The organism is Acinetobacter sp. AR_0276, assembly GCF_003000705.1.
Taxonomy (GTDB): Bacteria; Pseudomonadota; Gammaproteobacteria; order Pseudomonadales; family Moraxellaceae; genus Acinetobacter; species Acinetobacter nosocomialis.
The window spans coordinates 464,390-484,638 of the sequence record NZ_PSQO01000004.1 but is presented as its reverse complement, the minus strand read 5'-3'; the positions used below and the strand labels follow the sequence as shown (position 1 = coordinate 484,638).

The 20,249-nt window shown below is 37.5% G+C and carries 21 protein-coding genes; 14 read left to right on the top strand and 7 right to left on the bottom strand.

Annotated elements, in window-relative coordinates; all coding sequences use genetic code 11:
* Window positions 1-50: 50 nt before the first annotated feature.
* Window positions 51-452 carry a hydroxyisourate hydrolase gene (gene uraH / locus CSB87_RS03150; protein ID WP_000167348.1) on the bottom strand — a complete coding sequence of 134 codons (402 nt, stop codon included), beginning with the start codon at window positions 450-452 and terminating at the stop codon, window positions 51-53.
* A gap of 13 nt (window positions 453-465) precedes the next feature.
* On the bottom strand, window positions 466-954 hold the full coding sequence (locus CSB87_RS03145; protein ID WP_031952863.1) for a GlcG/HbpS family heme-binding protein: 489 nt from the start codon (window positions 952-954) through the stop codon (window positions 466-468).
* Between the two features lie 104 nt (window positions 955-1,058).
* Here CSB87_RS03145 and CSB87_RS03140 point away from each other — a divergent pair, with 104 nt between their 5' ends.
* The 10 genes from CSB87_RS03140 (at window position 1,059) to CSB87_RS03095 (ending at window position 11,371) form a co-directional block, all read left to right on the top strand.
* Window positions 1,059-1,730 carry a heavy metal response regulator transcription factor gene (locus CSB87_RS03140; protein WP_031952862.1) on the top strand — a complete coding sequence of 224 codons (672 nt, stop codon included), beginning with the start codon at window positions 1,059-1,061 and terminating at the stop codon, window positions 1,728-1,730.
* Window positions 1,727-3,118, top strand: a complete 1,392-nt coding sequence (locus CSB87_RS03135; RefSeq protein WP_031952860.1) for a heavy metal sensor histidine kinase — start codon at window positions 1,727-1,729, stop codon at window positions 3,116-3,118. Before CSB87_RS03140 ends, CSB87_RS03135 begins: the two co-directional genes overlap by 4 nt.
* Before the next feature lie 107 nt (window positions 3,119-3,225).
* Complete coding sequence (locus tag CSB87_RS03130) at window positions 3,226-3,792, top strand: lipocalin family protein (RefSeq protein WP_031952858.1); 567 nt, start codon at window positions 3,226-3,228, stop codon at window positions 3,790-3,792.
* Window positions 3,793-3,909: 117 nt separating this feature from the next.
* The gene (locus tag CSB87_RS03125) at window positions 3,910-4,881 is read left to right on the top strand and encodes an acyl-CoA desaturase (RefSeq protein WP_004708007.1); all 972 of its coding nucleotides are present in this window, start codon (window positions 3,910-3,912) and stop codon (window positions 4,879-4,881) included.
* Window positions 4,878-6,140 (top strand): NAD(P)/FAD-dependent oxidoreductase, encoded by a 1,263-nt coding sequence (locus CSB87_RS03120; RefSeq protein WP_031952855.1) that lies wholly within the window; start codon window positions 4,878-4,880, stop codon window positions 6,138-6,140. Before CSB87_RS03125 ends, CSB87_RS03120 begins: the two co-directional genes overlap by 4 nt.
* 22 nt (window positions 6,141-6,162) lie before the next feature.
* A complete protein-coding gene (locus CSB87_RS03115; protein WP_004886394.1) occupies window positions 6,163-6,954 on the top strand; it encodes a DUF1365 domain-containing protein in 792 nt (263 codons plus the stop codon).
* Window positions 6,951-8,150: an SAM-dependent methyltransferase gene (locus CSB87_RS03110; protein ID WP_031952853.1), complete on the top strand. Its 1,200-nt coding sequence runs from the start codon at window positions 6,951-6,953 to the stop codon at window positions 8,148-8,150. The genes CSB87_RS03115 and CSB87_RS03110 overlap by 4 nt, the downstream gene beginning before the upstream one ends.
* Window positions 8,151-8,179: 29 nt before the next feature.
* Complete coding sequence (locus tag CSB87_RS03105; RefSeq protein ID WP_002049230.1) at window positions 8,180-8,959, top strand: DUF1295 domain-containing protein; 780 nt, start codon at window positions 8,180-8,182, stop codon at window positions 8,957-8,959.
* Window positions 8,960-8,967: 8 nt separating this feature from the next.
* Entirely contained in the window at window positions 8,968-10,017 is a 1,050-nt protein-coding gene (locus CSB87_RS03100; protein WP_002049152.1) for an SAM-dependent methyltransferase, read from the top strand.
* Window positions 10,018-10,045: 28 nt separating this feature from the next.
* Window positions 10,046-11,371, top strand: a complete 1,326-nt coding sequence (locus tag CSB87_RS03095; RefSeq protein WP_004708017.1) for a sensor histidine kinase — start codon at window positions 10,046-10,048, stop codon at window positions 11,369-11,371.
* On the opposite strand, the gene CSB87_RS03090 is transcribed toward CSB87_RS03095, so the two are convergent.
* From CSB87_RS03090 to yddG, 4 genes are all read right to left on the bottom strand, one after another.
* Complete coding sequence (locus CSB87_RS03090) at window positions 11,368-12,063, bottom strand: response regulator transcription factor (RefSeq protein WP_004708019.1); 696 nt, start codon at window positions 12,061-12,063, stop codon at window positions 11,368-11,370. The two genes, CSB87_RS03095 and CSB87_RS03090, sit on opposite strands and share 4 nt — an antisense overlap.
* Before the next feature lie 17 nt (window positions 12,064-12,080).
* Window positions 12,081-12,575 carry a chalcone isomerase family protein gene (locus CSB87_RS03085; RefSeq protein WP_031959342.1) on the bottom strand — a complete coding sequence of 165 codons (495 nt, stop codon included), beginning with the start codon at window positions 12,573-12,575 and terminating at the stop codon, window positions 12,081-12,083.
* Window positions 12,542-13,114: a nuclear transport factor 2 family protein gene (locus CSB87_RS03080; RefSeq protein ID WP_031959341.1), complete on the bottom strand. Its 573-nt coding sequence runs from the start codon at window positions 13,112-13,114 to the stop codon at window positions 12,542-12,544. Before CSB87_RS03080 ends, CSB87_RS03085 begins: the two co-directional genes overlap by 34 nt.
* Before the next feature lie 273 nt (window positions 13,115-13,387).
* Entirely contained in the window at window positions 13,388-14,299 is a 912-nt protein-coding gene (gene yddG / locus CSB87_RS03075; RefSeq protein ID WP_004708023.1) for an aromatic amino acid DMT transporter YddG, read from the bottom strand.
* Between the two features lie 349 nt (window positions 14,300-14,648).
* On the opposite strand from yddG, the gene CSB87_RS03070 reads away from it, so the two are divergent.
* Both CSB87_RS03070 and CSB87_RS03065 read left to right on the top strand, forming a co-directional pair.
* On the top strand, window positions 14,649-16,022 hold the full coding sequence (locus tag CSB87_RS03070; protein ID WP_031952851.1) for a PQQ-dependent sugar dehydrogenase: 1,374 nt from the start codon (window positions 14,649-14,651) through the stop codon (window positions 16,020-16,022).
* Between the two features lie 27 nt (window positions 16,023-16,049).
* A complete protein-coding gene (locus CSB87_RS03065; RefSeq protein ID WP_031952849.1) occupies window positions 16,050-16,433 on the top strand; it encodes a GNAT family N-acetyltransferase in 384 nt (127 codons plus the stop codon).
* 38 nt (window positions 16,434-16,471) lie between these two features.
* On the opposite strand, the gene CSB87_RS03060 is transcribed toward CSB87_RS03065, so the two are convergent.
* Window positions 16,472-17,674: an MFS transporter gene (locus tag CSB87_RS03060; RefSeq protein WP_031952847.1), complete on the bottom strand. Its 1,203-nt coding sequence runs from the start codon at window positions 17,672-17,674 to the stop codon at window positions 16,472-16,474.
* Window positions 17,675-17,811: 137 nt separating this feature from the next.
* On the opposite strand from CSB87_RS03060, the gene CSB87_RS03055 reads away from it, so the two are divergent.
* Both CSB87_RS03055 and CSB87_RS03050 read left to right on the top strand, forming a co-directional pair.
* The gene (locus CSB87_RS03055; protein ID WP_002049198.1) at window positions 17,812-18,369 is read left to right on the top strand and encodes a TetR/AcrR family transcriptional regulator; all 558 of its coding nucleotides are present in this window, start codon (window positions 17,812-17,814) and stop codon (window positions 18,367-18,369) included.
* Window positions 18,370-18,849: 480 nt separating this feature from the next.
* Complete coding sequence (locus CSB87_RS03050; protein WP_106105027.1) at window positions 18,850-20,148, top strand: dicarboxylate/amino acid:cation symporter; 1,299 nt, start codon at window positions 18,850-18,852, stop codon at window positions 20,146-20,148.
* The last annotated feature ends 101 nt before the right edge of the window (window positions 20,149-20,249 follow it).

The following is a 20,249-nucleotide window of genomic DNA, read 5'->3' as shown; positions in this document are numbered from 1 at the left end:
GTTTTAACAAAACCCTTTATCTGCCTAAAACAGATAAAGGGTTTTTTATTTTAGTTGCCTCTATAGGTTGAGTAACCGTAAGGGCTGAGCAGTAACGGAATATGGTAGTGATTTACACTGCCGTCCACTTTAAAAATCACGGGTACTTCGCTAAAGAACGTTTGCTGTTTGTTCTTTTTAAACCATTCTTCAGTTTTAAACGTAACTTTATAAACACCTTGTTCTAGTTTTTTATTTTCCGGATAGAGCGCAGTAATACGACCATTTGAGTCTGTCACTTGTTGGTTGAGTTTCACCCACTGGTTATTGGTGTTCTTCTCCAAAACCACTTCAACTTGAGAAGAGGGTAAACCTGTCTCTAGGTTTAATACATGCACGCTAAGCGGATTGGTTTGTGCAAATGTAGCTGAGGCTATAAATAAAGAAGATAAAGCAATAAATGATTTAGTCATGTGATGTAGCTCCTTATGAGTTAAAAACGGTTTCAATGGCTTTGCTTGCACATTGATTGTCATTTTGCGCGCCGCCAGCACCCGCAACCCCAATCGCGCCGATCACTTGGTTCTCAAAACGGACAGGTACGCCACCGCCTAACAAAAGTAAATTTGCTACAGTGGTTAAATTTTTTGCATCGGGGTTTTGGTTACTGTTTTGGCTTAAAACTAAGGTCGATGTTTTGGTCGATAACGCGGTATACGCTTTTTTCTCGGCAGCCATTAAATTATGCGGGCCAACCAACTCATGCCGCTCGGCAGTTAAAGTATTACCGCCACGATCTACGACAACGACCGCAATATTTTGATTTAGTTGTTTACATGCCTGTTTAGCACTGTCAGCTAGCAGATGGGCGGTTTTAAGATCTAACGAATAAACTTGATTCAAAGCAGGAGGCTGTGCAACAGTACTATTTGCAAATAGCACTGTTGTGAGTAGCAGCCAGTTTATTTTGTTCATAATGATTGCCTCTATGTCGCTTTGAAAATCTTAAACAAATTGCCTAATTTCAAGCATGACAATCACATTACAAAGTTGTCATTTTTCTAATGAGTCTCTACAAAATGCGTATTCTTATTATTGAAGACGAGATCAAAATCGCCACTTATTTGGTCAAAGGGTTAAAAGAATCCGGATACCAAGCCGAGTGCGTACATTTAGGGCTTCAAGGTTTGGAAATGCTAAAAAAAGATCAATATGACTTGCTTATTCTTGATGTGATGTTGCCAGACATAGAGGGTTGGAGCGTATTACAAGTACTACGCCAGTTTTCAAAAATTCCGGTGATTTTCTTAACGGCAAAAGATCAGGTCATGGATAGAGTGAAAGGGTTAGAGTTAGGTGCAGACGACTACTTGGCTAAACCCTTTTCCTATATTGAACTCTTGGCACGCATTAAAAGTTTGTTAAGACGACAGCAGTATTTGCAAGAAAATGAGTTGTCTATAAGTGATCTAAAAATGGATTTGGTGGGGCATAAAGTATGGCGTAATGGCAACTTAATCGAACTGAGTAAAACCGAATTTAACTTATTACGTTATTTATTGGTCAATAAAGAACAAATCGTGACGCGTAGACAAATCGGTTCTGAGGTTTGGAATATTAACTTTGACACTGATACTAACTTTATTGACGTCGCAGTACGCCGTTTAAGAAGCAAAATTGATGAAGGATATGAACCAAAACTTATCCATACCATCCGTGGCTTGGGCTATAAAATTTCGGTTAGCTTATGAACTTTAAATTTCTGCGTTCGCTTGAAGTCCGTATTACCATACTGGTCACGCTTTGTTCGGCTCTCATTTTATGTTCAGTCGGCTTTATGACCTATTTAGGCATTAACCAAATTTTATTAAAGCAGCAAGATAAAGCTTTAGTAGACCGAATTAATCGTTTGGAAATTTTGCTACAAGACAGTGAAAATGTTGAGCAAATTATTGCGCGTCCTAAGCTGTATCAAAACATGCTTGGCAACCAAGACAACTTATTTTTACTTATTCATAAAGACAAAGCTTTAATTAATATCAATCCACTCCATATTCAGCTACCTCAGCTTGCAGAGCGAACAAATCTTCAATTTCAAGACTTGGCTAACAATTCATATCCAACGCGAATTGCATGGAAAACCATCACTATTAATCAGGAACCTTATCTGCTTATTGCGGGTAAACAGTGGTCTGAGCGCATCAATATTCTTTTACCATTTCAAAAGAATCTTTTCATGTATGTGGTAGGAGGAATTCTTGCAATTTTTGCTCTTTGTATTTTGGTATGTCATTTGGGATTGCGTTCGCTACAACGGCTTCGCAAGCAAACTCACTCAATTAACGTAAATCAGCTACAAAAACGTTTAAACCTATCAAATACATCTTTAGAAGTTGAGCTGCTTTCTAAAGATATAAACCATATGCTTGAACGTATTGAAAAGGGCTATACGCAGCTCAATCGTTTTTCTGAAGATATCGCACATGAGTTCCGTACGCCGTTAAATAACTTGATAGGGCAAACCGAGATTGCTTTAACAGATGAGCGTTCAGTAGAGCAATATCAAGATTTGTTAGTGTCTCATTTAGAGGATTATCACAGATTAAAACGTATGATTGATAGCATGTTGTTCTTGGCAAGAGCCGATCAAAAAATGGTGCTTGTTAACAAACAGCAAATCAATATTCAGGACGTTTTAGATGGGCTATGCCAGATTTTTGAATATCAATTTGAGGAACAAGACTGCCACATTAGTTTTAATCTAGAAGTTCCAATGTTATTTGCAGATCCAGAGTTATTTCAACGAGCGGTTTACAACCTTGTTTTAAATGCGCTGGTTCATGGAGGCAGTAACAGAACTATCTTGGTTACAAGTAAATATAAGACACTTGATCACAAGAATATGGTGAGCCTAAGTGTGATAACCAGTGGTATTTCAATCGCTGAACATCAACTTGAACATCTTTTTGAAAGATTCTACCAATGTCATTCAAGCCGAACTGATGAGAGTCAGACAGGCGGCTTAGGTCTATCTATTGTGGCTTCTATTATGGATTTACATCATGGCTCATACCGTGCTTATAACACGGCTGTAGGAGTATGTTTTGAGCTTGATTTTCCAATTGCAGATACTCCATAGAAATACAATTAACTACCTATAAATGTTGCTTAATTCTAAATTTCACACTTTGTTCACAACCCTCTGAAGTATGTTTAAACACATGAAATAAATATAGGAGGATCATGATGAAATTATTATTTAAATCAATTGTGATGAGTAGCAGTCTGGCCGCGGTTAATTTATTGGCCCCTTTAAGTACCTATGCAGAAACTACCACTAAACCCGTAGCTGTTGACGCTATCGATATTAATAAATATGTAGGTAAGTGGTATGAGATTGCGCATTTACCTATGTTTTTTCAGCGTAATTGTATAGCCAATACAACAGCAACCTATTCGATTAACGCAGATAAAACCGTGGGTGTTTTAAATAGTTGTACGAATAAAAAAGGCGAAGTGATTTCATCCGAAGGTGTGGCTTATCCGCAAAATGAAGGTAATAGTAAACTAGAGGTAAGCTTCTTACCTTCCGGTTTAAGATGGATTCCTTTTACTAAAGGTGACTATTGGGTGCTCAGAGTTGACCCAGATTATCAAGTCGCTTTGGTGGGTGGACCAAGTACAGAATATTTATGGATTCTTTCTCGTAGCCCTCAAATTGATCAAGCAACATATAACTCTTATTTGCAAACGGCAAAACATTATGGCTATGATGTTTCCAAACTCATTAAAACAACACAAACAAATTATTGAAATCGCTGATTATGTTGGCTTTTAAATTTGGCTCATAAATCTGTGAACTTCACATAAAATTCATTGCGCATTTTCTAAATTAGAACCAAAAGAAATGCTTTAGATCAGGAAGAATCAATGTCTAAATTTTTTCTACGCTGGATCGATAGCTGGTCAGATTCAGAAAATGCGCAAATGGATGCTTCTAGCGAATATGTCATTGAAAAGAAAATTCAATGGTTAAGAATCATACCTTTTATTCTATTACATATCGCTTGTTTAGCTGCTTTTTGGGTAGGGGTGTCTTGGTTTGCTGTGATTTTCATGCTTGGCTTTTACCTAATACGCATGTTTGCAATTACCGCTTTTTTTCACCGTTATCTTTCCCATAAAACCTTTCAAACCTCCCGTGTTGTCCAATTTATTTTTATCTTGATTGGAACCATGAGTGCACAGCGCGGACCGTTATGGTGGGCAGCACACCACCGTTATCACCATCATTTTACCGACACCGAACAAGATCCGCATTCAGCGAAAGCAGGTTTTTGGTATTCGCATGTAGGGTGGTTTTTAAACGAACAGAATTTTGCCACTCGAAAAAAAGTCATTAAAGACTGGTTGAAGTATCCCGAACTGATTTGGCTTGACCGATTTAGCTTACCTGTTGTGATTTTGACGGCTTTGGCAATTTACGGTTTAGGTTCATGGTTGGCGCAGCGTTTCCCTGGGTTGGGTACCAATGGCTTACAGCTTTTGGTATGGGGTTTTGTGATTTCTACTGTGCTGTTAACACATGCGACTTTATGTATTAATTCACTTGCGCATCGTTATGGTTCACGAGAGTTTAATACGGCTGACGATAGCCGTAATAACTTTTTCCTCTCTTTAATTACCTTAGGTGAAGGATGGCACAACAACCATCACTTTTACGCGGGTAGTGTGCGTCAAGGTTTTTATTGGTGGCAGATCGATATTACCTTTTATGTGTTAAAAGTCATGTCTTTATTTGGTTTGGTATGGGGATTAAAACCAGTACCAGAGAAGGTTTATCAATATAAAAAAATTAAAAATCTGCCGATAGAAAAAATTGAAAATGGGGAAGTGTTATGAAAATTGCCATTATTGGTTCAGGTATATCGGGGCTTTATGCGGCTTGGAAATTGTCAAAACAACATCAGGTTACGATATATGAAAAAAATAACTATTTTGGCGGTCATACAGATACGCATGAGCTTGATATAGACGGTACTAAGATAGCGGTAGATAGCGGTTTTATTGTGTTTAATGACTATAACTACCCGTTATTTACTGACATGCTTAAAAAATTAGGCGTAGAAACTCAAAGCAGCGATATGAGTTTTTCGGTAAATAATCTGGTCAGTGGGCTTCAATATAATCCTTCAAAAAAATGGTCGCTCTTTGCCCGTCCGCAGAACTTTTTAAATCGTAAATTTCTACAAATGCTCTCAGACTTGCTGCGTTTTTACGATGATAATAAAGATATAGACGTGACAGATCTAGATCCTAATTTAGCGATTGAAGACTATTTAGATCAACATAAATATAGTGCCGAGTTCCGCTATGAGCATCTTTATCCGATGTGTGGTGCATTATGGTCGGCACCTGTTGAGCAGGTAGGACAGATTCCATATCGATTTGTGGTAAGTTTTTTTCAGCATCATCGTATGTTGCAGCTAAAAGAGCGGCCACAATGGCAAACGGTTAAACACGGTTCGGCAAGTTATATTCGTGCTATTCAAAAGAGTTGCCCATCGCTTGAATGGAAGTTTGCAGAAGTAAAAAGTGTGAGCCGTTCCCCTGAAACCGTGTGGATCAAAACTTCAGAAGGGCAAGCACAATATGACTGGGTGATTTTTGCAAGCCACGCTGATGATAGTCTAGATTTAATAAAAGATGCTTCATCGCTTGAACAAGAAATATTAAGTCAGTTTGGTTATCAAGATAATCATATGGTGGTACACCGCGATCTTTCAATTATGCCTAAAAGCCGTTTGCAGTGGGCAAGCTGGCATGTACATGTAACTCCTACATTGCAAGTTCAAAACAGTGAGTCTGCCATACATTATGGTTTTACCTATTGGATGAACAATTTACAAAACTTACCCTGCAAAACTCAGATTTTCTGTACTTTAAATCCCAATATGGAAATTAAAGCCGAAGATATTTTGGTTGAACGTCATTATAGACATCCCGTATTTGATGCAAAAGCGATTCAAGCTCAATCTCGTTGGCAAGAAATTAGTGGGCAAAATCGTACTTCATTTTGTGGAGCATATTGGGGATGGGGCTTTCATGAAGATGGCGCTCGCAGTGCAGCACACGTTGTAGAGCAACTCTTAGCGTTATAAAAATAAAACGGGAGCTTATAAAATGTTATTAAATAAACTGGCTATCGCTCCCGCACTTATTCGTCACAGACGTTATAGTCCCAAAACTCATCAATTTACATCGACCTTAAATTATTTATGGTTTGACCCAGATCAATTAAATGAAATTACACAAGATTGTTTATTTTGGTCGACTGATCATTGGAATGTATTAAAACTATCCGAAAGTGATTTTTTAAATATGTATAGCGGTTCGGTAAGGGATCGGGTAGGAAAAGCGCTACTGCAAAATAACAACTTATATATGGGTTCAGATTGGCAAATCAGAGTATTGGCTTTGCCTCGTTGTTTGGGTTTTCGCTTTAATTCAGTCGTATTTTATTTTGTTTTAAGTCAAACAGGCCAACCGCTATTTATTCTTAGTGAAATTACCAATACCCCGTGGAATGAGCGAAAAGTCTATACACACGACTGTATAAAACAACAAGGTCAGGTGGGTGATTATCAGAGTTTCGATTTTAACTTTGAAAAATCATTTCATGTTTCGCCGTTCATGCCCATGCAGTTGACTTACCGTTGGCGGTTTAGTTTTTCAGACTTACAAAATGTTATTCATATGCAGCTCTTTGAAGAGAAAAAACAAGTCTTTGATGCCACTATGCGCTTTGAACTTGTGCCCATCACATTTCCTTCACAGCAATATCGATATGCTCTTATCAACAGCCTAGCGCCTTTTAAAATGCTGTTTTCCATATATTTAGAGGCATTTAAGTTGTGGCGAAAAAAAGTTCCATTTTATCGTCATCCTAAAAAGATCAAGGTAGATAAGACATGATAAAAACATTTCTTTATGGTGAAGATGACTCGCTACCATTACTGCTCAAGAGTCTTCTTAAATTACGTCATGGACAGATTACTTTTCAGGGCGCGTGGAATGGGACGGTCGGTGAAGTTTCAGATCTTCACGCTGTAATTGAAGTTCATAATCCTCTACTGATGGATCTCATTTTAAAAAATGGTGTTTTAGGAGCAGCAGAAGGGTATATCCGTGGTGATTGGAGCAGTGAGCAACTTGTCGAGTTGATTCAGATATTAGCGCGTAATCGAGATGTATTAGACCAAATCAACCAGAATGTTGTTGCCCAAGCCAGTCAGTTTTTTCTTAAGGCCTGGTATCAAAACCGGAAGAATTCCATAACTGGTAGCCGAAAAAATATTGCTGAGCACTACGACTTAAGCAATGACTTTTTTAAATTGTTTTTAGATCCGACTTTAATGTATTCGAGTGCAGTCTTTGAAAATGAAACCATGACTCTCGAAGAAGCATCCGATTTAAAAAAAGAGATTATCTGTAAAAAGCTCGATTTAAAACCAATGGATCATTTGGTTGAAATTGGAAGTGGGTGGGGTGGTTTTGCAATTTATGCAGCTCAACACTATGGCTGTAGAGTGACCACTATTACCATTTCACAGGCTCAATATGATGAAGCCATTACTCGCGTAAATGAAGCAGGACTATCTCACCGAATTGATGTACAACTCAAAGACTACCGTCTGCTTGAAGGTAAGTTTGACAAGTTGGTGTCAATTGAAATGGTTGAGGCAGTTGGTGCACAGTATTTATCGACATATTTTGATCAGTGTAAAGCACTATTAAAACCAAAAGGTTTAGCGTTTATTCAAGCCATTACCATTGAAGATTTCCGCTATAAAAAAGCACTCAACACTGTTGATTATATTAAACGCTATATTTTTCCCGGCAGCTTTATTCCTAGCATAACTGTATTGACTCAAACCGCGTCTGAAAGTGGTTTAAGGTTAAAGTCTTTAAATGACATTGGTCTAAGTTATGCGCAAACCATTCATCACTGGCGAGCGCGATTTTTAGCAGCCCGAGAGCAGGTTTTGGCTTTGGGTTTCGATGAAAACTTCATACGTATGTGGGATTTTTATTTATGTTATTGCGAGGGTGGCTTTAAAGAAGGTGTGATAAGCAACGTTCACTTGTTGTTTGAAAGTAGCAGTTACTAACTCAAACACATCAAGCAAGGAGAATGCGCATGTTATGGAATTTATTAATTCTGGATTTACTGATCATGTTGCTCAGTTGGCTACTTGCAACTCTAAATGGTCGTGCCGGAATTGTAGACGCCGCATGGAGTTTCTGTCTGGCAGTGAACATTATAGTTTCTTCTTTACTCATTTCGGTTGCTCCTGTCGAAGTGCGACTGTTTATTGGTCTTTTCAGTGGATTATGGTTTTTAAGATTATTTTGGCACTTATTAAGACGTTATCAATCTGAACAGAATGAAGATGGTCGTTACGCCAGTATGCGACAGGCAATGGGTAAGTTTCAGCATTTAGGTTTTTTCTTGTTTTTTATCTTTCAAACCTTTTTAGTGCTTTTATTCTTTTTGCCGATGTGGATGTTACTCAATGTAGAGGCAATTGCATGGGACAGCGGATATAAAATTACCCTAATTATTGCTGCTGTAGTTATGGGAACCGCCTTTATCGGAGAACAGTTCGCTGATCAGCAGCTATACCGATTCAAATTAAACCCAGAACATCAGGGTAAAACCATGGACCAAGGTTTATGGCGCTATTCCCGTCATCCCAATTATTTTTTTGAATGGTTACACTGGTTTGCCTATCCAATTATTGGTTTAGCAGCAGGCCAATATTTATTGTGGATTTATCCGGTACTCATGTGGCTATTTTTATATTACGTCACGGGTATTCCATTTAGTGAAAAACAGGCAATTAAAAGTCGCGGTCAAAATTATCTTGATTATCAACAAAAAACGTCAATGTTTATACCGCGGAAACCAAAAAAATAGGTGCGCATATGGATTTTATCGTTCATCAGTCTTTGAAAATTGTTGAAAGTGGTGTGATTCCAGACCATGCAATTCGGGCTGCAATTCGAGCTTTAAGCAAAAAGCGTTTAATTCAGGAAGGTCGCTATGACCCTGAACAAGGGGCACAGCGCTATATGGATGTGCTTAATATGCTGAAAAAGAGCGAAATCGCCGTTGAAACAGATAAGGCAAACGAGCAGCACTATGAGTTACCAACCGAGTTTTTTCAGGCGGTGCTTGGAAAAAGACTGAAATATAGTGCATGTTACTTTCCCACCAAAACAACAACTTTAGATCAGGCAGAAGAGCTTGCACTTCAGCTTTATTGTGAAAGAGCACAACTTAAAAATGGTCAACACATTTTAGAGTTAGGTTGCGGTTGGGGTTCTTTAACTTTGTGGATGGCAGAAAACTATCCACGATCACAAATTACGGCTGTTTCAAATTCTGCAACCCAGAAAAAGCATATTCTCGGGCAAGCAAAGTTAAGAGGTTTAAGCAATATTGAAGTACTGACCTGTGATGTAAACGTACTCGAATTAGACCAAGCCCGATTTGATCGTGTTGTATCGGTCGAAATGTTTGAACACGTTCGAAACTATCAGCGACTTTTTGAAAAAATTCAGCAGTGGTTAAAGCCGGAAGGATTACTCTGGTGTCATATTTTCTGTCATCGCTTTTTGCATTATCCTTTTGAAGTAAAATCAGACTATGATTGGATGTCTAAGTATTTCTTTACTGGCGGTTTAATGCCTTCGACTTCAACTTTTTTGCATTTTCAAGAGCATTTAGAGTTGGCTCAACATTGGCAATGGTCGGGTGAGCACTATATGAGAACGGCAAATGCTTGGCTTAATAATATGGATAATCAAGAGGAAGAGCTCAAACCACTGTTTAAAAAGATCTATGGCAAAGATGCCAATATTTGGTGGCAACGCTGGCGTATTTTCTTCATGGCTTGTGCTGAACTTTTTGGTTTTGAACAAGGACAAGAGTGGGTCATTGGTCACTTTTTATTTAAAAAGAGATCATTGTAATTTCGATAGCCTATCTCGGCGATAAAATATGATAAGAACTCGAAACGATGGCAAAGCTCATCCATTAGCCCAAATGTTCAATCGATATTATTGGTTGCAGATTGGTCTAATTGCCTTATCAATTGTGGTCGGGTTGGCTTGTAGTGCTTGGGTGATTAAAGGCTCTTTACTTAAAACCGCTTTAGAACAAGAAATGGAACATTACTGGTTGCGTATAGAACGTAACCCAAATGCAGACCTGCCAGATACTAAAAATTTATATGGATATCGGTGGAATACTCAAGTAGCCCCACAACCTTTTAAAGATATGCATCTAGAAAGTGGGGTACATCGGATATTTGTTGATGGCAAAGAACGTATGACGGTATATGGTGAACGTAATGGTCAGCATGTACTGTTGGTATTTGGCGAAAGTAATGTCAATAAGCTGGTTTGGCTTTTTGGTCTCGCACCACTTATGTTTAGTTTGTCTGTTTTATATAGTTTTTTGTGGTGGTCAAATCGAAGAGCAAGACGCTATTTTTCCCCTATTACCCGTTTGGCAAATGCATTAGAAAATATTGATTGGGCACACCAAGATACACAAGCTTCACCTTTTAAAGATATCAATACCAATGGCAATATGGAGGCGGAATATCTCAAACAAGCCTTGGAAAAATATCATCAGGTTTTAAGTGAATTTATTCGACGCGAGCGAGAATTTACCGGCGATGTCAGCCATGAGTTACGTACGCCGCTCACGATTTTAAAAGGCAATGTACAACTTTGTCAGACTAAATATGGAGAAGATAAATCTTTAACTCGTCTTCACAATACAATTGAAGACATGCAATTGCTTGTCGACACCTTGCTCGCAATTGCCCGTAATACGGTAAAAAATTTACCGTCTGAAAAGAATTTATTATCTGAAATTGTGAGGGATTTAGTCGAAAGTTTAGAAGGGGTAAGTGTGAGTAAAGGTATACATATTCATATTCACCCAGACTCAGCCGAACAACCACGCTGGTTATATCCTTCTATGACTAAAATGGTTCTAGGCAATATTTTGCGTAATGCTCTGAATTATTCCCAAGGTTCACAAATCGATATTATCCAACAAAAAAACAGCTTAATTATTGCCGATAATGGTATCGGAATTTCTTTACCTAATGATATGAAAGTTCAGGAACTCAGCGACTCGCAACTTTCTTTAAAAGCCAAAGGACACGGCATCGGGTTACAATTGGTCCAAAAGCTTTGCAAACAATTAGGTTGGCGAGTTGAGTTGTTTGATCGGCAATATTACTTAACGACTCATCCTGAGCTGGATTTAGAGATGACCACAGGTTTAATAGTAGTCGTCTATTTAAATTAATCGGCAGTATCGTCTAAAGCAATTTTTAAACCTACGCCTGCTACTGTATGTAATAGTTTAGGGTCAAAAGGTTTATCTATCATTTTCCTTAAGTTATAGATGTGGCTGCGCAAAGCATCACTTTCAGGTTCTTCATCACCCCATAGCTCCATCATAAGTTCCTGTTTAGTTACTACTTTAGGAGACTGACGCATCAAAATTTTTAATAATTTAAATTGAATAGGGGGTAATTCGATATTGTTTCCGGCACGAATAACAGTTTGAGTTGCGCTGTCGAGAATTAAATCATGAATTTGAATTTTATGATTTGCGACTTCACCAGCCGCTCTCTTGATCAGTGCTCGAATACGCATGACCAACTCATTAAAATCAAATGGCTTAACTAAATAATCATCCGTGCCAGCAGTAAATCCTTTAAGTTTGTCATCTAAAGTATCTCTAGCAGTGAGCATAAGAATTGGCATATCAATGCCTTGTTCGGTTCGTAACCAGTTACACAAGTCATAACCTGAGCCATCGGGTAAGTTGATATCGAGCAACAAAAGATGATAATGCTGTGACTTAAGAAAAGAACGTGCCGCATCTAAATTACGCGCATGATCGATGACGTAACCATGTACTTCAAGAAATTCACACACGGTCGCCGCCAGTTCAAAATGGTCCTCAACCATGAGGATAAAATGATTACCCATGAGATTTTATTAAGCCATTAATTTAATAGTTGTTGTTTTAATTTAGCATTAAATGGTTCAGTACCAAACCAGATTTTAAAATATTGATTTGCATTCGGATTAATTATAGAACCGAGTAGCTTCTGGTTTAATTTTAGCTCTAGTTTTTGATTTTCATGGTGATAAGAAAGACTATATAAATCTCCGCTCTTGATTGGTCTATAAAGCTCATTAATATGATTAAGCGGGGATTTCGCATCAAATCCACTAATATTCTTCTTTAAATAGTGAGTTGCTGCTCGCTTAAATGCCCACTCAGGAATATCTCGGTTATAACTAAAGTCCATTTTTATGCTTTGGTTCTGCCAACTTTTTAGGCAATCTTCAGCAAAGTAGCTAACATTTCCGACTTTTTGACTCGTTACCATTAAAGGAGCTGAACTGCATTTTTTCAGTTCAGTAGCATTTGCATGAGACGCAATTAAAATACCCAGTAGTATTATGATTCGACTTTTTTGAATGGCAATATCCATTTATAAACTCCTCCAAATATAGGTAAAGAACGGTAGAGACCATTCGCAGGGTCCCAGAAGTCTTGTTGGAAAATAATTTGTTGTTGTTCATTAATTTTGATTTGACTAATGCCATAAGAAGCCATGGTTTTTGTACGGCCTAGCATTTTAAAGTCATAAGCCATATACCAATGAATATAGGCTGTATCTTGATGGTGAGTTGCGCTAATCAGTTTTACAGTGACGTTACTTACTCGTGCGTTCATACCCTCAAAGTGTTTAATTAGATCTTTTTTTTGCGAGAACTGGGAAAGTGTATCGTTGATATAGAGCTGATCCGCATAAAGTTGACTCGCATTACTTACAAAAGAAGGTGTGCCTAAAGTGTTAAACGCAGCAACAAAACGGTGACCAATCTCCAGTGCTTGCTCATCATTTAATGTGACGCCAGTAATTTGTCGTTCGGCTTTACCATAATCACCTGAGTAACTAGGCACGCTTTTGCATGCTGTTAGACCTACTAAGGTAATCAGCCCTAGGGCAGTGGTTATAATTTTCATATTTAAATCCTAGCCAACTTTATAAAATTAAATTAAAGAGGCTGTCGTGAAATTTGCGTGAATTCTTGAGTTTTTAGTTTTCACGTTAAAGGGAGAACTACAGATTCTTGTTTGCTTGTTTGAAGATAATTTTGAGGCTGTATATTTTTTAATATTAAAATAACTAGGCTAAGAAAAGATAAACAGCAATTTCCTTCTAGTCATGCCAAAGAAGCTGTAAATTTTGCTTTAGAGCAAAAAAACTAATGCTAGTCCTGTTACTCATCACTGCTTTTAATTCTTTTTGAAATAAGAGCGGATTACTGTCCAATTTGTTGAAAGCCAGCAGATGAGTGAACCGGCTGTAACCATAGCGGTTCCTTGCCAAAAGCTGATTGATAACTCGGTTTGTAAAACCAGCATGGCCAGTAAAGATGAAATGATTGGAGTGAAGTAAGAAGCCACCACTAGCATCGTGGTGTTGCCATGAATAATGCCAATATTCCATGCGGCATAACCTAGTCCAATTGCTGTAGAGGCAAAGACGAGAGATAACGTCGTATTTAAATCGAGTGTAGGTAAAACAGCTTGACCACTAAAGAATAGCTTTAACCACAATGTTAGAGCGACGCCAATAAAGAAAATAGAAATAGGGTTTTGTCCTTTACCTATTTTCTTGGTTAATACACAGTACAAAGCCCAAATAATTGCACCTATAAAAGCCAAAATATAACTTAGAGGATTACTATAAAAATTGTCTATAACTCGACTTAGACTAAAATCGCCATTTCCGGTCTGAATAAAAGTAATGCCGAAAATTGAAATAATTAAACCTAAAATAATAAAGATATTAAATTTTAGCTCTTTAAAAATGACAAAAGCTAAAACAGTCAAGCTTGGCCAAAGGTAGTTCACAATGCTGACTTCAATCGCTTGTTGCGCTGTCTTTGAATAGGCAAGTGCAAACGAAAAGCAGAGTTCATAAGCGATAAATAAAATTGCACCTAAAATTAAATATTTTTTAGAAATTAACTTAAAGTTTGGCACTCTAAAAATAATAAGCAGTAGCAACGCACTTAGTGAATAGATCAGTGTAATGCCAACATCTGGTCCAATCACGGTCGTAATATGTTTTACAAAACCTACCATAGAGGCCCACATCAGGATGGCACTTAAACCAATCAATGTTGCTAAATTTTTTGACATAAGAAATAAATGAACTTAGTTGAACACCTGAGCTACAGTGAAAGTTAAAATAATTAAAGTAAGTCAGGGTAAAGGAATTTTTAATTAAAAAATAGGCAAGGATAGATAATTACCTAATAAATGATTATCAGCAAACATAAATACTTTAGGTAATTAAACTAAATGTAAGGTATCAATTTATAGCTAAGCATTAAAGTAAGCTAAACGTCTAGAAAACACCCAGTTATGTATTAAAAGTTTAAAAATATAGCCGTTAATGCCGAGCACAGTTAAATAAATAAACTATAAGTCTCTCTCCTAAAGCATTACCCTGTGCATATTGCGAAAAAATAAGAAATGGAGATAAAAGATGCTTACACGTTTTTTACTGCCGACTTTAGGTACTACTGTTGTATGTGTCCTTGCAGGATGTGCTTCATCCTCTCAATATCCAATTACCGAGAGTTACGGTCCAGAACCAAAGTTACCTGAACCAAAAACAAGCTTAATTCCAACCGTAAATATAGCACCAGCGAAGGGCTGGCCTAGTGGTGTTGCGCCAACTCCGGCAGAAGGCTTAAAGGTAAAAGCATTTGCTAAAGGACTTGAACATCCACGTTGGCTCTATGTATTACCGAATGGTGATGTATTGGTCGCTGAAACAGATGCTCCGCCTAAACCCGAAGACAGCAAAGGCATTAAAGGTAAAATTATGACTTTCGTGATGAGACGAGCAGGATCATCTCATCCGAGTGCTAATCGTATTACTTTACTTCGTGATACCAATGGAGATGGAATAGCTGACCAGAAAACCGTATTTCTTCAAAATCTAAATTCACCATTTGGTATGGCACTGGTGGGGAACTATTTGTATGTTGCCAATACTGATTCACTTATGCGTTTCCCTTACCAAGAAGGCGCAACCAAAATTACTGCCAGTGGTACTAAAGTACTAGATTTACCGGGTGGTCCTTTAAATCATCATTGGACCAAAAACGTCATTGCCAATCGTGAAGGGACAAAGCTCTACATTACCGTCGGCTCCAATAGTAATGTAGCTGAAAATGGCTTAGATCAAGAAAAAGGTCGCGCACAAATTATGGAGTTTGACATCGCAAGTGGGCAGTCACGTCCATTTGCAACTGGACTGCGTAATCCAAATGGTATGGCTTGGCAACCTCAAAGCGGTAAACTCTGGACGGTGGTTAATGAGCGCGATGAAATTGGTAGTGACCTAGTACCTGACTATATGACCTCAGTTCAAGATGGCGCTTTTTACGGCTGGCCTTATAGCTACTATGGTCAACATGTAGATGTACGTGTAAAACCACAAAATCCTGAAATGGTGGCTCGGGCAATTAAACCTGACTATGCATTAGGTAACCACACTGCTTCTTTAGGCCTCGCATTTTATGCAGCCGAATTGATGCCACAATTTAGGGGTGGGGCGATCATCGGACAGCATGGTTCGTGGAACCGCAAGCCTCATAGTGGTTATAAAGTCATTTTTGTACCATTTAGAAGTGGTCAGCCTTCTGGTCCACCGCAAGATATTTTGACAGGGTTTTTAAGTGATAAAGGCAAAGCGTATGGGCGTCCAGTTGGGGTGGCAATTGATTTTTCAGGAGCTGTGTTAGTTGCAGATGATGTCGGTAATACAATTTGGCGTGTTTCACCAGTTGCTGAAACAACGTATGAGAGTCCAACCCAACAAACCATTAGTAGTTCAGTGACTCAACCTTAAAAAGGTTGGTCAAAATAGGTCTATTTTATGCAAATATTACGGTTATCTGATTATCCTCAGAGTATCCAGATTTCCATTGATCAAAAGCATGCTATTCCACAGTGGTACATTGTTTTAAATGAAAATAAGCATTTAATTGCTGGAGCGGGAGTCATTGATAATGACTTTCATGAGCGTAAAGATTTAACCCCAAACTTATGTGCTTTATTTGTAGAAGAGACCTATCGAAACCAAAACGTTGCAAAACACATTTTAGATTTTGTACGTGAAGACTTGGGTAATCAGGGTATCCAAACACTTTATTTAATAACGGACCATACCGAATTTTATGAAAAATGTGGTTGGCGGTTTTTAACGTTGGTAAAGGATGAGGAAGGCGAGATGGTACGTATGTATGTAGCAGATACCTAGAATTCAAATAGCCTCATTAGAGGCTATTTTTTTATGGCTTATTTATTTTTAAAATTTTTAATAATCATTAGAAGAGCAACCAGTGACAATAAGATAATAAAACCAATATAACTATTTGCCGTACTCATCAGCCCAATTTTTCCTACAAAATACCCAGCTAAAATTGCAGGAATACTAAAAGCCAAATAACTTTCAACAAAAAAAGCAGCCATAAGACCCGCACGTTCTTCAGGAAGCGCCAATGGCATTACACTACGAATGGCCCCCATAAACGCCGTACCAAAACCAACTCCAGTAATAATAGAACCTAAAAATAGAATTACAGCATTAGTCAGGTTAATAGCGACAAATAAAACAGCTGCGCCAATAGCAATTGAGAGCGTACCTGTTAATAAAATACGAAAATTTGTCGACTTTCTAAGCGTTAATATACCTGCCGCACCTGAAAGGGCGAGCGCCATAAAGGTAATACCATTTAGCCATGCAGATGAAGTATGGAAAATTTTTGCCAATAACGATGGCATGAGTGACAAGAAGAAACCACTAACCATCCATAGTGCAATATTAATTGGGCTAATAGTCAATAAAGCGCTTTTCGTTTGTGGAGGAATGGCCATATTGGGTTTTAATGAAGCAAGTGCGCCGGATCTTTTTTGCGCTGTTTCAGGAGTAAGAAAACTTAAAATGAGTTCCAAAATAAGAAGAAAGCATAAGAACTCAAAAACTACCCGTAAGGGTTGAGTAGAAAACTGTAAAATAGAACAGGTCAGAAAAATCCCAACAGCCATGCCTATCATGGGTGCGATACTATTAATCAGTGAACCATGTAACTTACTAAAATCTAAAATTGCTGCTCCTATAGCAGAAACTGCAAGACCAGTTGCTATACCTTGTAAGCCCCGTGCAATAAATAACATTGAAACATCTGATGCAAATAAGAAAAAACTCATCGAAATAATTTGCAGAGAAATAGCTGCAATGATGACTGGACGACGTCCAATATAGTCAGACAGTGACCCAATAATGAGTAATGATCCCAGCAGTGTAAAAGCATAGGTTGCAAAAATTAAAGTCAGTGTGATCGGTGAAAATTGCCAGAGCTGTTGGTATAGGCGGTAGAGTGGGGTTGGTGCACTAGATGCAGCCATAAATGTCATGAGCGTAATTGTATTGAGTGTCAAAGCACACGCGGCATCTAATTGAAAAACAGCTCTTGACCGTTTTGAACTTGAATTGTTCATAGAACATGAATAACATAAAAGCGAATATTTAGCTTTTATACATTATTTTTACACTAAAGCAAATCCTTAGCTTTAGTGTATTTTGTATATAGATATAAATATTTATAAATTTTTCGAGACCTTTACAGAGTTTATAAATGGCAAAAGTTGTTACTGGATTACGCCCTGGTGGCCGTAGCGAAAGAATACAAACCGCGGTACATAATGCTGTAAAAGAATTACAAAAAGATTTCGAGCAAAGCCAGATTACCATTCCAATGATCGCTTCACAGGCGGGAGTAACACCTTCAACCATTTATCGTCGATGGGGAGACATCAATCAGTTATTTTCAGATGTAGCTTTAAATGAACTTAAACCTGATATGGAACCCAAAGATTTAGGTTCGTTTAAACAAGATATCACAGCATGGGTTGAGCAATATTTTGAAGAATATGCTTCCGAGGTGGGACAAGATTTATTACGAGATGTTCTGTATACATCAAATTCGGATTCTAATGCACGTATGTGCGAAAGTTTAATTATTCAGCAACTCGACATTATTCAAAATCGTGCAAAATTACGAAATGAGTTTACTATACCGAACCAAGAAATTATCGAAACTGTAATTGCACCCATGTTATTTCGGATTCTATTTACCAATCAGGAATTAAATTTAGATTACGTACGTAGTCTTTTAAAACGTCTATTTATTTAAAATCATAGAAATATGTTCGTCTTTTTAGTTAAAAATGGCTCATTTAATTAGCCTAAGCATATAGGCTTTTGTTTTTATTAAACAATTATATATCAATATTTCTTATTATTTAAAAATTAAATTCTCATAATTTAGAATAAATATGAATTTATTTTAATCATTTACTTTTGAAATGATGATTTTATTCATTGTAAAATTAATATTGAAAGCATTCAAGGAAGTTTTAAATAATATAAATCATATAATAAACATAGAGTTATATAGAATTTTAATTATTTTTAAGAAATTTAATTTTTTAAAAATTCCGTAAAATAATTGTTTTGTATACAAAAATATACATGATTTTTGAATTTAACATTTTTTAAATTTATGACACAGGGTGTTTTTTATTCTTTACAATGGCTTCACTTCCTTTAAAGCAGCTTGTGGTGCACGCTTTATATTTTATTTTTTTATCCCCATCGAACAGGTATTTAGATAATGGATTTCAATACCCTTGACCAAGAAACGGTACAGAAAAAACAGAAGTTTCACCAAATTTTGTATGTACAGGTCATTTTTGCAATTATTTTAGGCGTTTTAATAGGTCATTTTTACCCTGAACTTGGACAAAGCTTAAAACCGCTTGGTGATGCATTCATCAAGATCGTTAAAATGATTATTGCTCCCGTAATCTTTTTGACCGTGGTTACTGGTATTGCCAGCATGACGAACATGAGTCGAGTTGGACGTGTGACTGGTAAAGCTATGCTATATTTCATTACTTTCTCAAGTCTTGCACTTGTGGTTGGTATGATTGTGGCAAACATCATTCAACCTGGTAAAGGCCTAAATATTGATCCAGCGACCTTAGTCAGCGATAAAGTAAATACTTACGTTGAGAAGGCTCATGCTACCAATATTACTGACTTCTTCATGAATATTATCCCGCAAACACTGGTAAGTCCGCTTGCTGGTGGTGAAATCTTGCAGGTTCTATTTGTGGCGGTGTTATTTGGTATTTCTTTAGCTGTTTTAGGTGATCGTGCGCGTCCAATCACTGATTTCCTAAATAACCTTACTGCTCCAGTTTTCTACTTGGTTGGCATGTTAATGAAACTTGCGCCAATTGGTGCTTTTGGGGCTATGGCATTTACTATCGGCGCATATGGGATCGAATCAATTGGTAATCTATTACTGTTGATTATGACTTTCTATATTACAGCTGTGCTGTTTGTATTAATTGTTCTAGGTGCTGTGGCGCGCTATAACGGCTTTTCAATTATTGCTTTGATTCGTTATATCAAAGACGAGCTTTGGTTAGTTTTAGGTACAAGTTCATCTGAAGCTGCTTTACCTTCCCTCATGGATAAAATGCAAAAAGCAGGTTGTGAAAAATCTGTAGTGGGCTTAGTCATTCCTACAGGTTACTCATTTAACCTTGATGGTACTAATATTTATATGACTATGGCTGCTTTATTTATTGCACAAGCATGTAATGTAGACCTATCTATTAGTGAACAGCTTGCATTACTTTTAGTGGCAATGGTGAGTTCAAAAGGTGCAGCAGGGGTAACGGGCGCAGGCTTTATTACACTGGCTGCTACTTTGTCGGTTGTTCCATCTGTACCAGTGGCAGGTATGGCGCTAATTTTAGGTATTGACCGTTTTATGTCTGAGTGTCGTGCTTTAACTAATTTAATTGGTAATGCATGTGCAACAATTGTTGTTGCCCGTTGGGACAAAGCTCTGGACAAGGACGTTCTAGATAAAGCATTAGGAAAATCTAAAACGAATTAATTATTTAAAATTTTAATTCGAAATAAAAAACCTGTAGCAATTGGCAATTTGGGAGAGGCGCCATGCTACAGGTTTTATTTTGTCTAGTCGAAAATTTAATT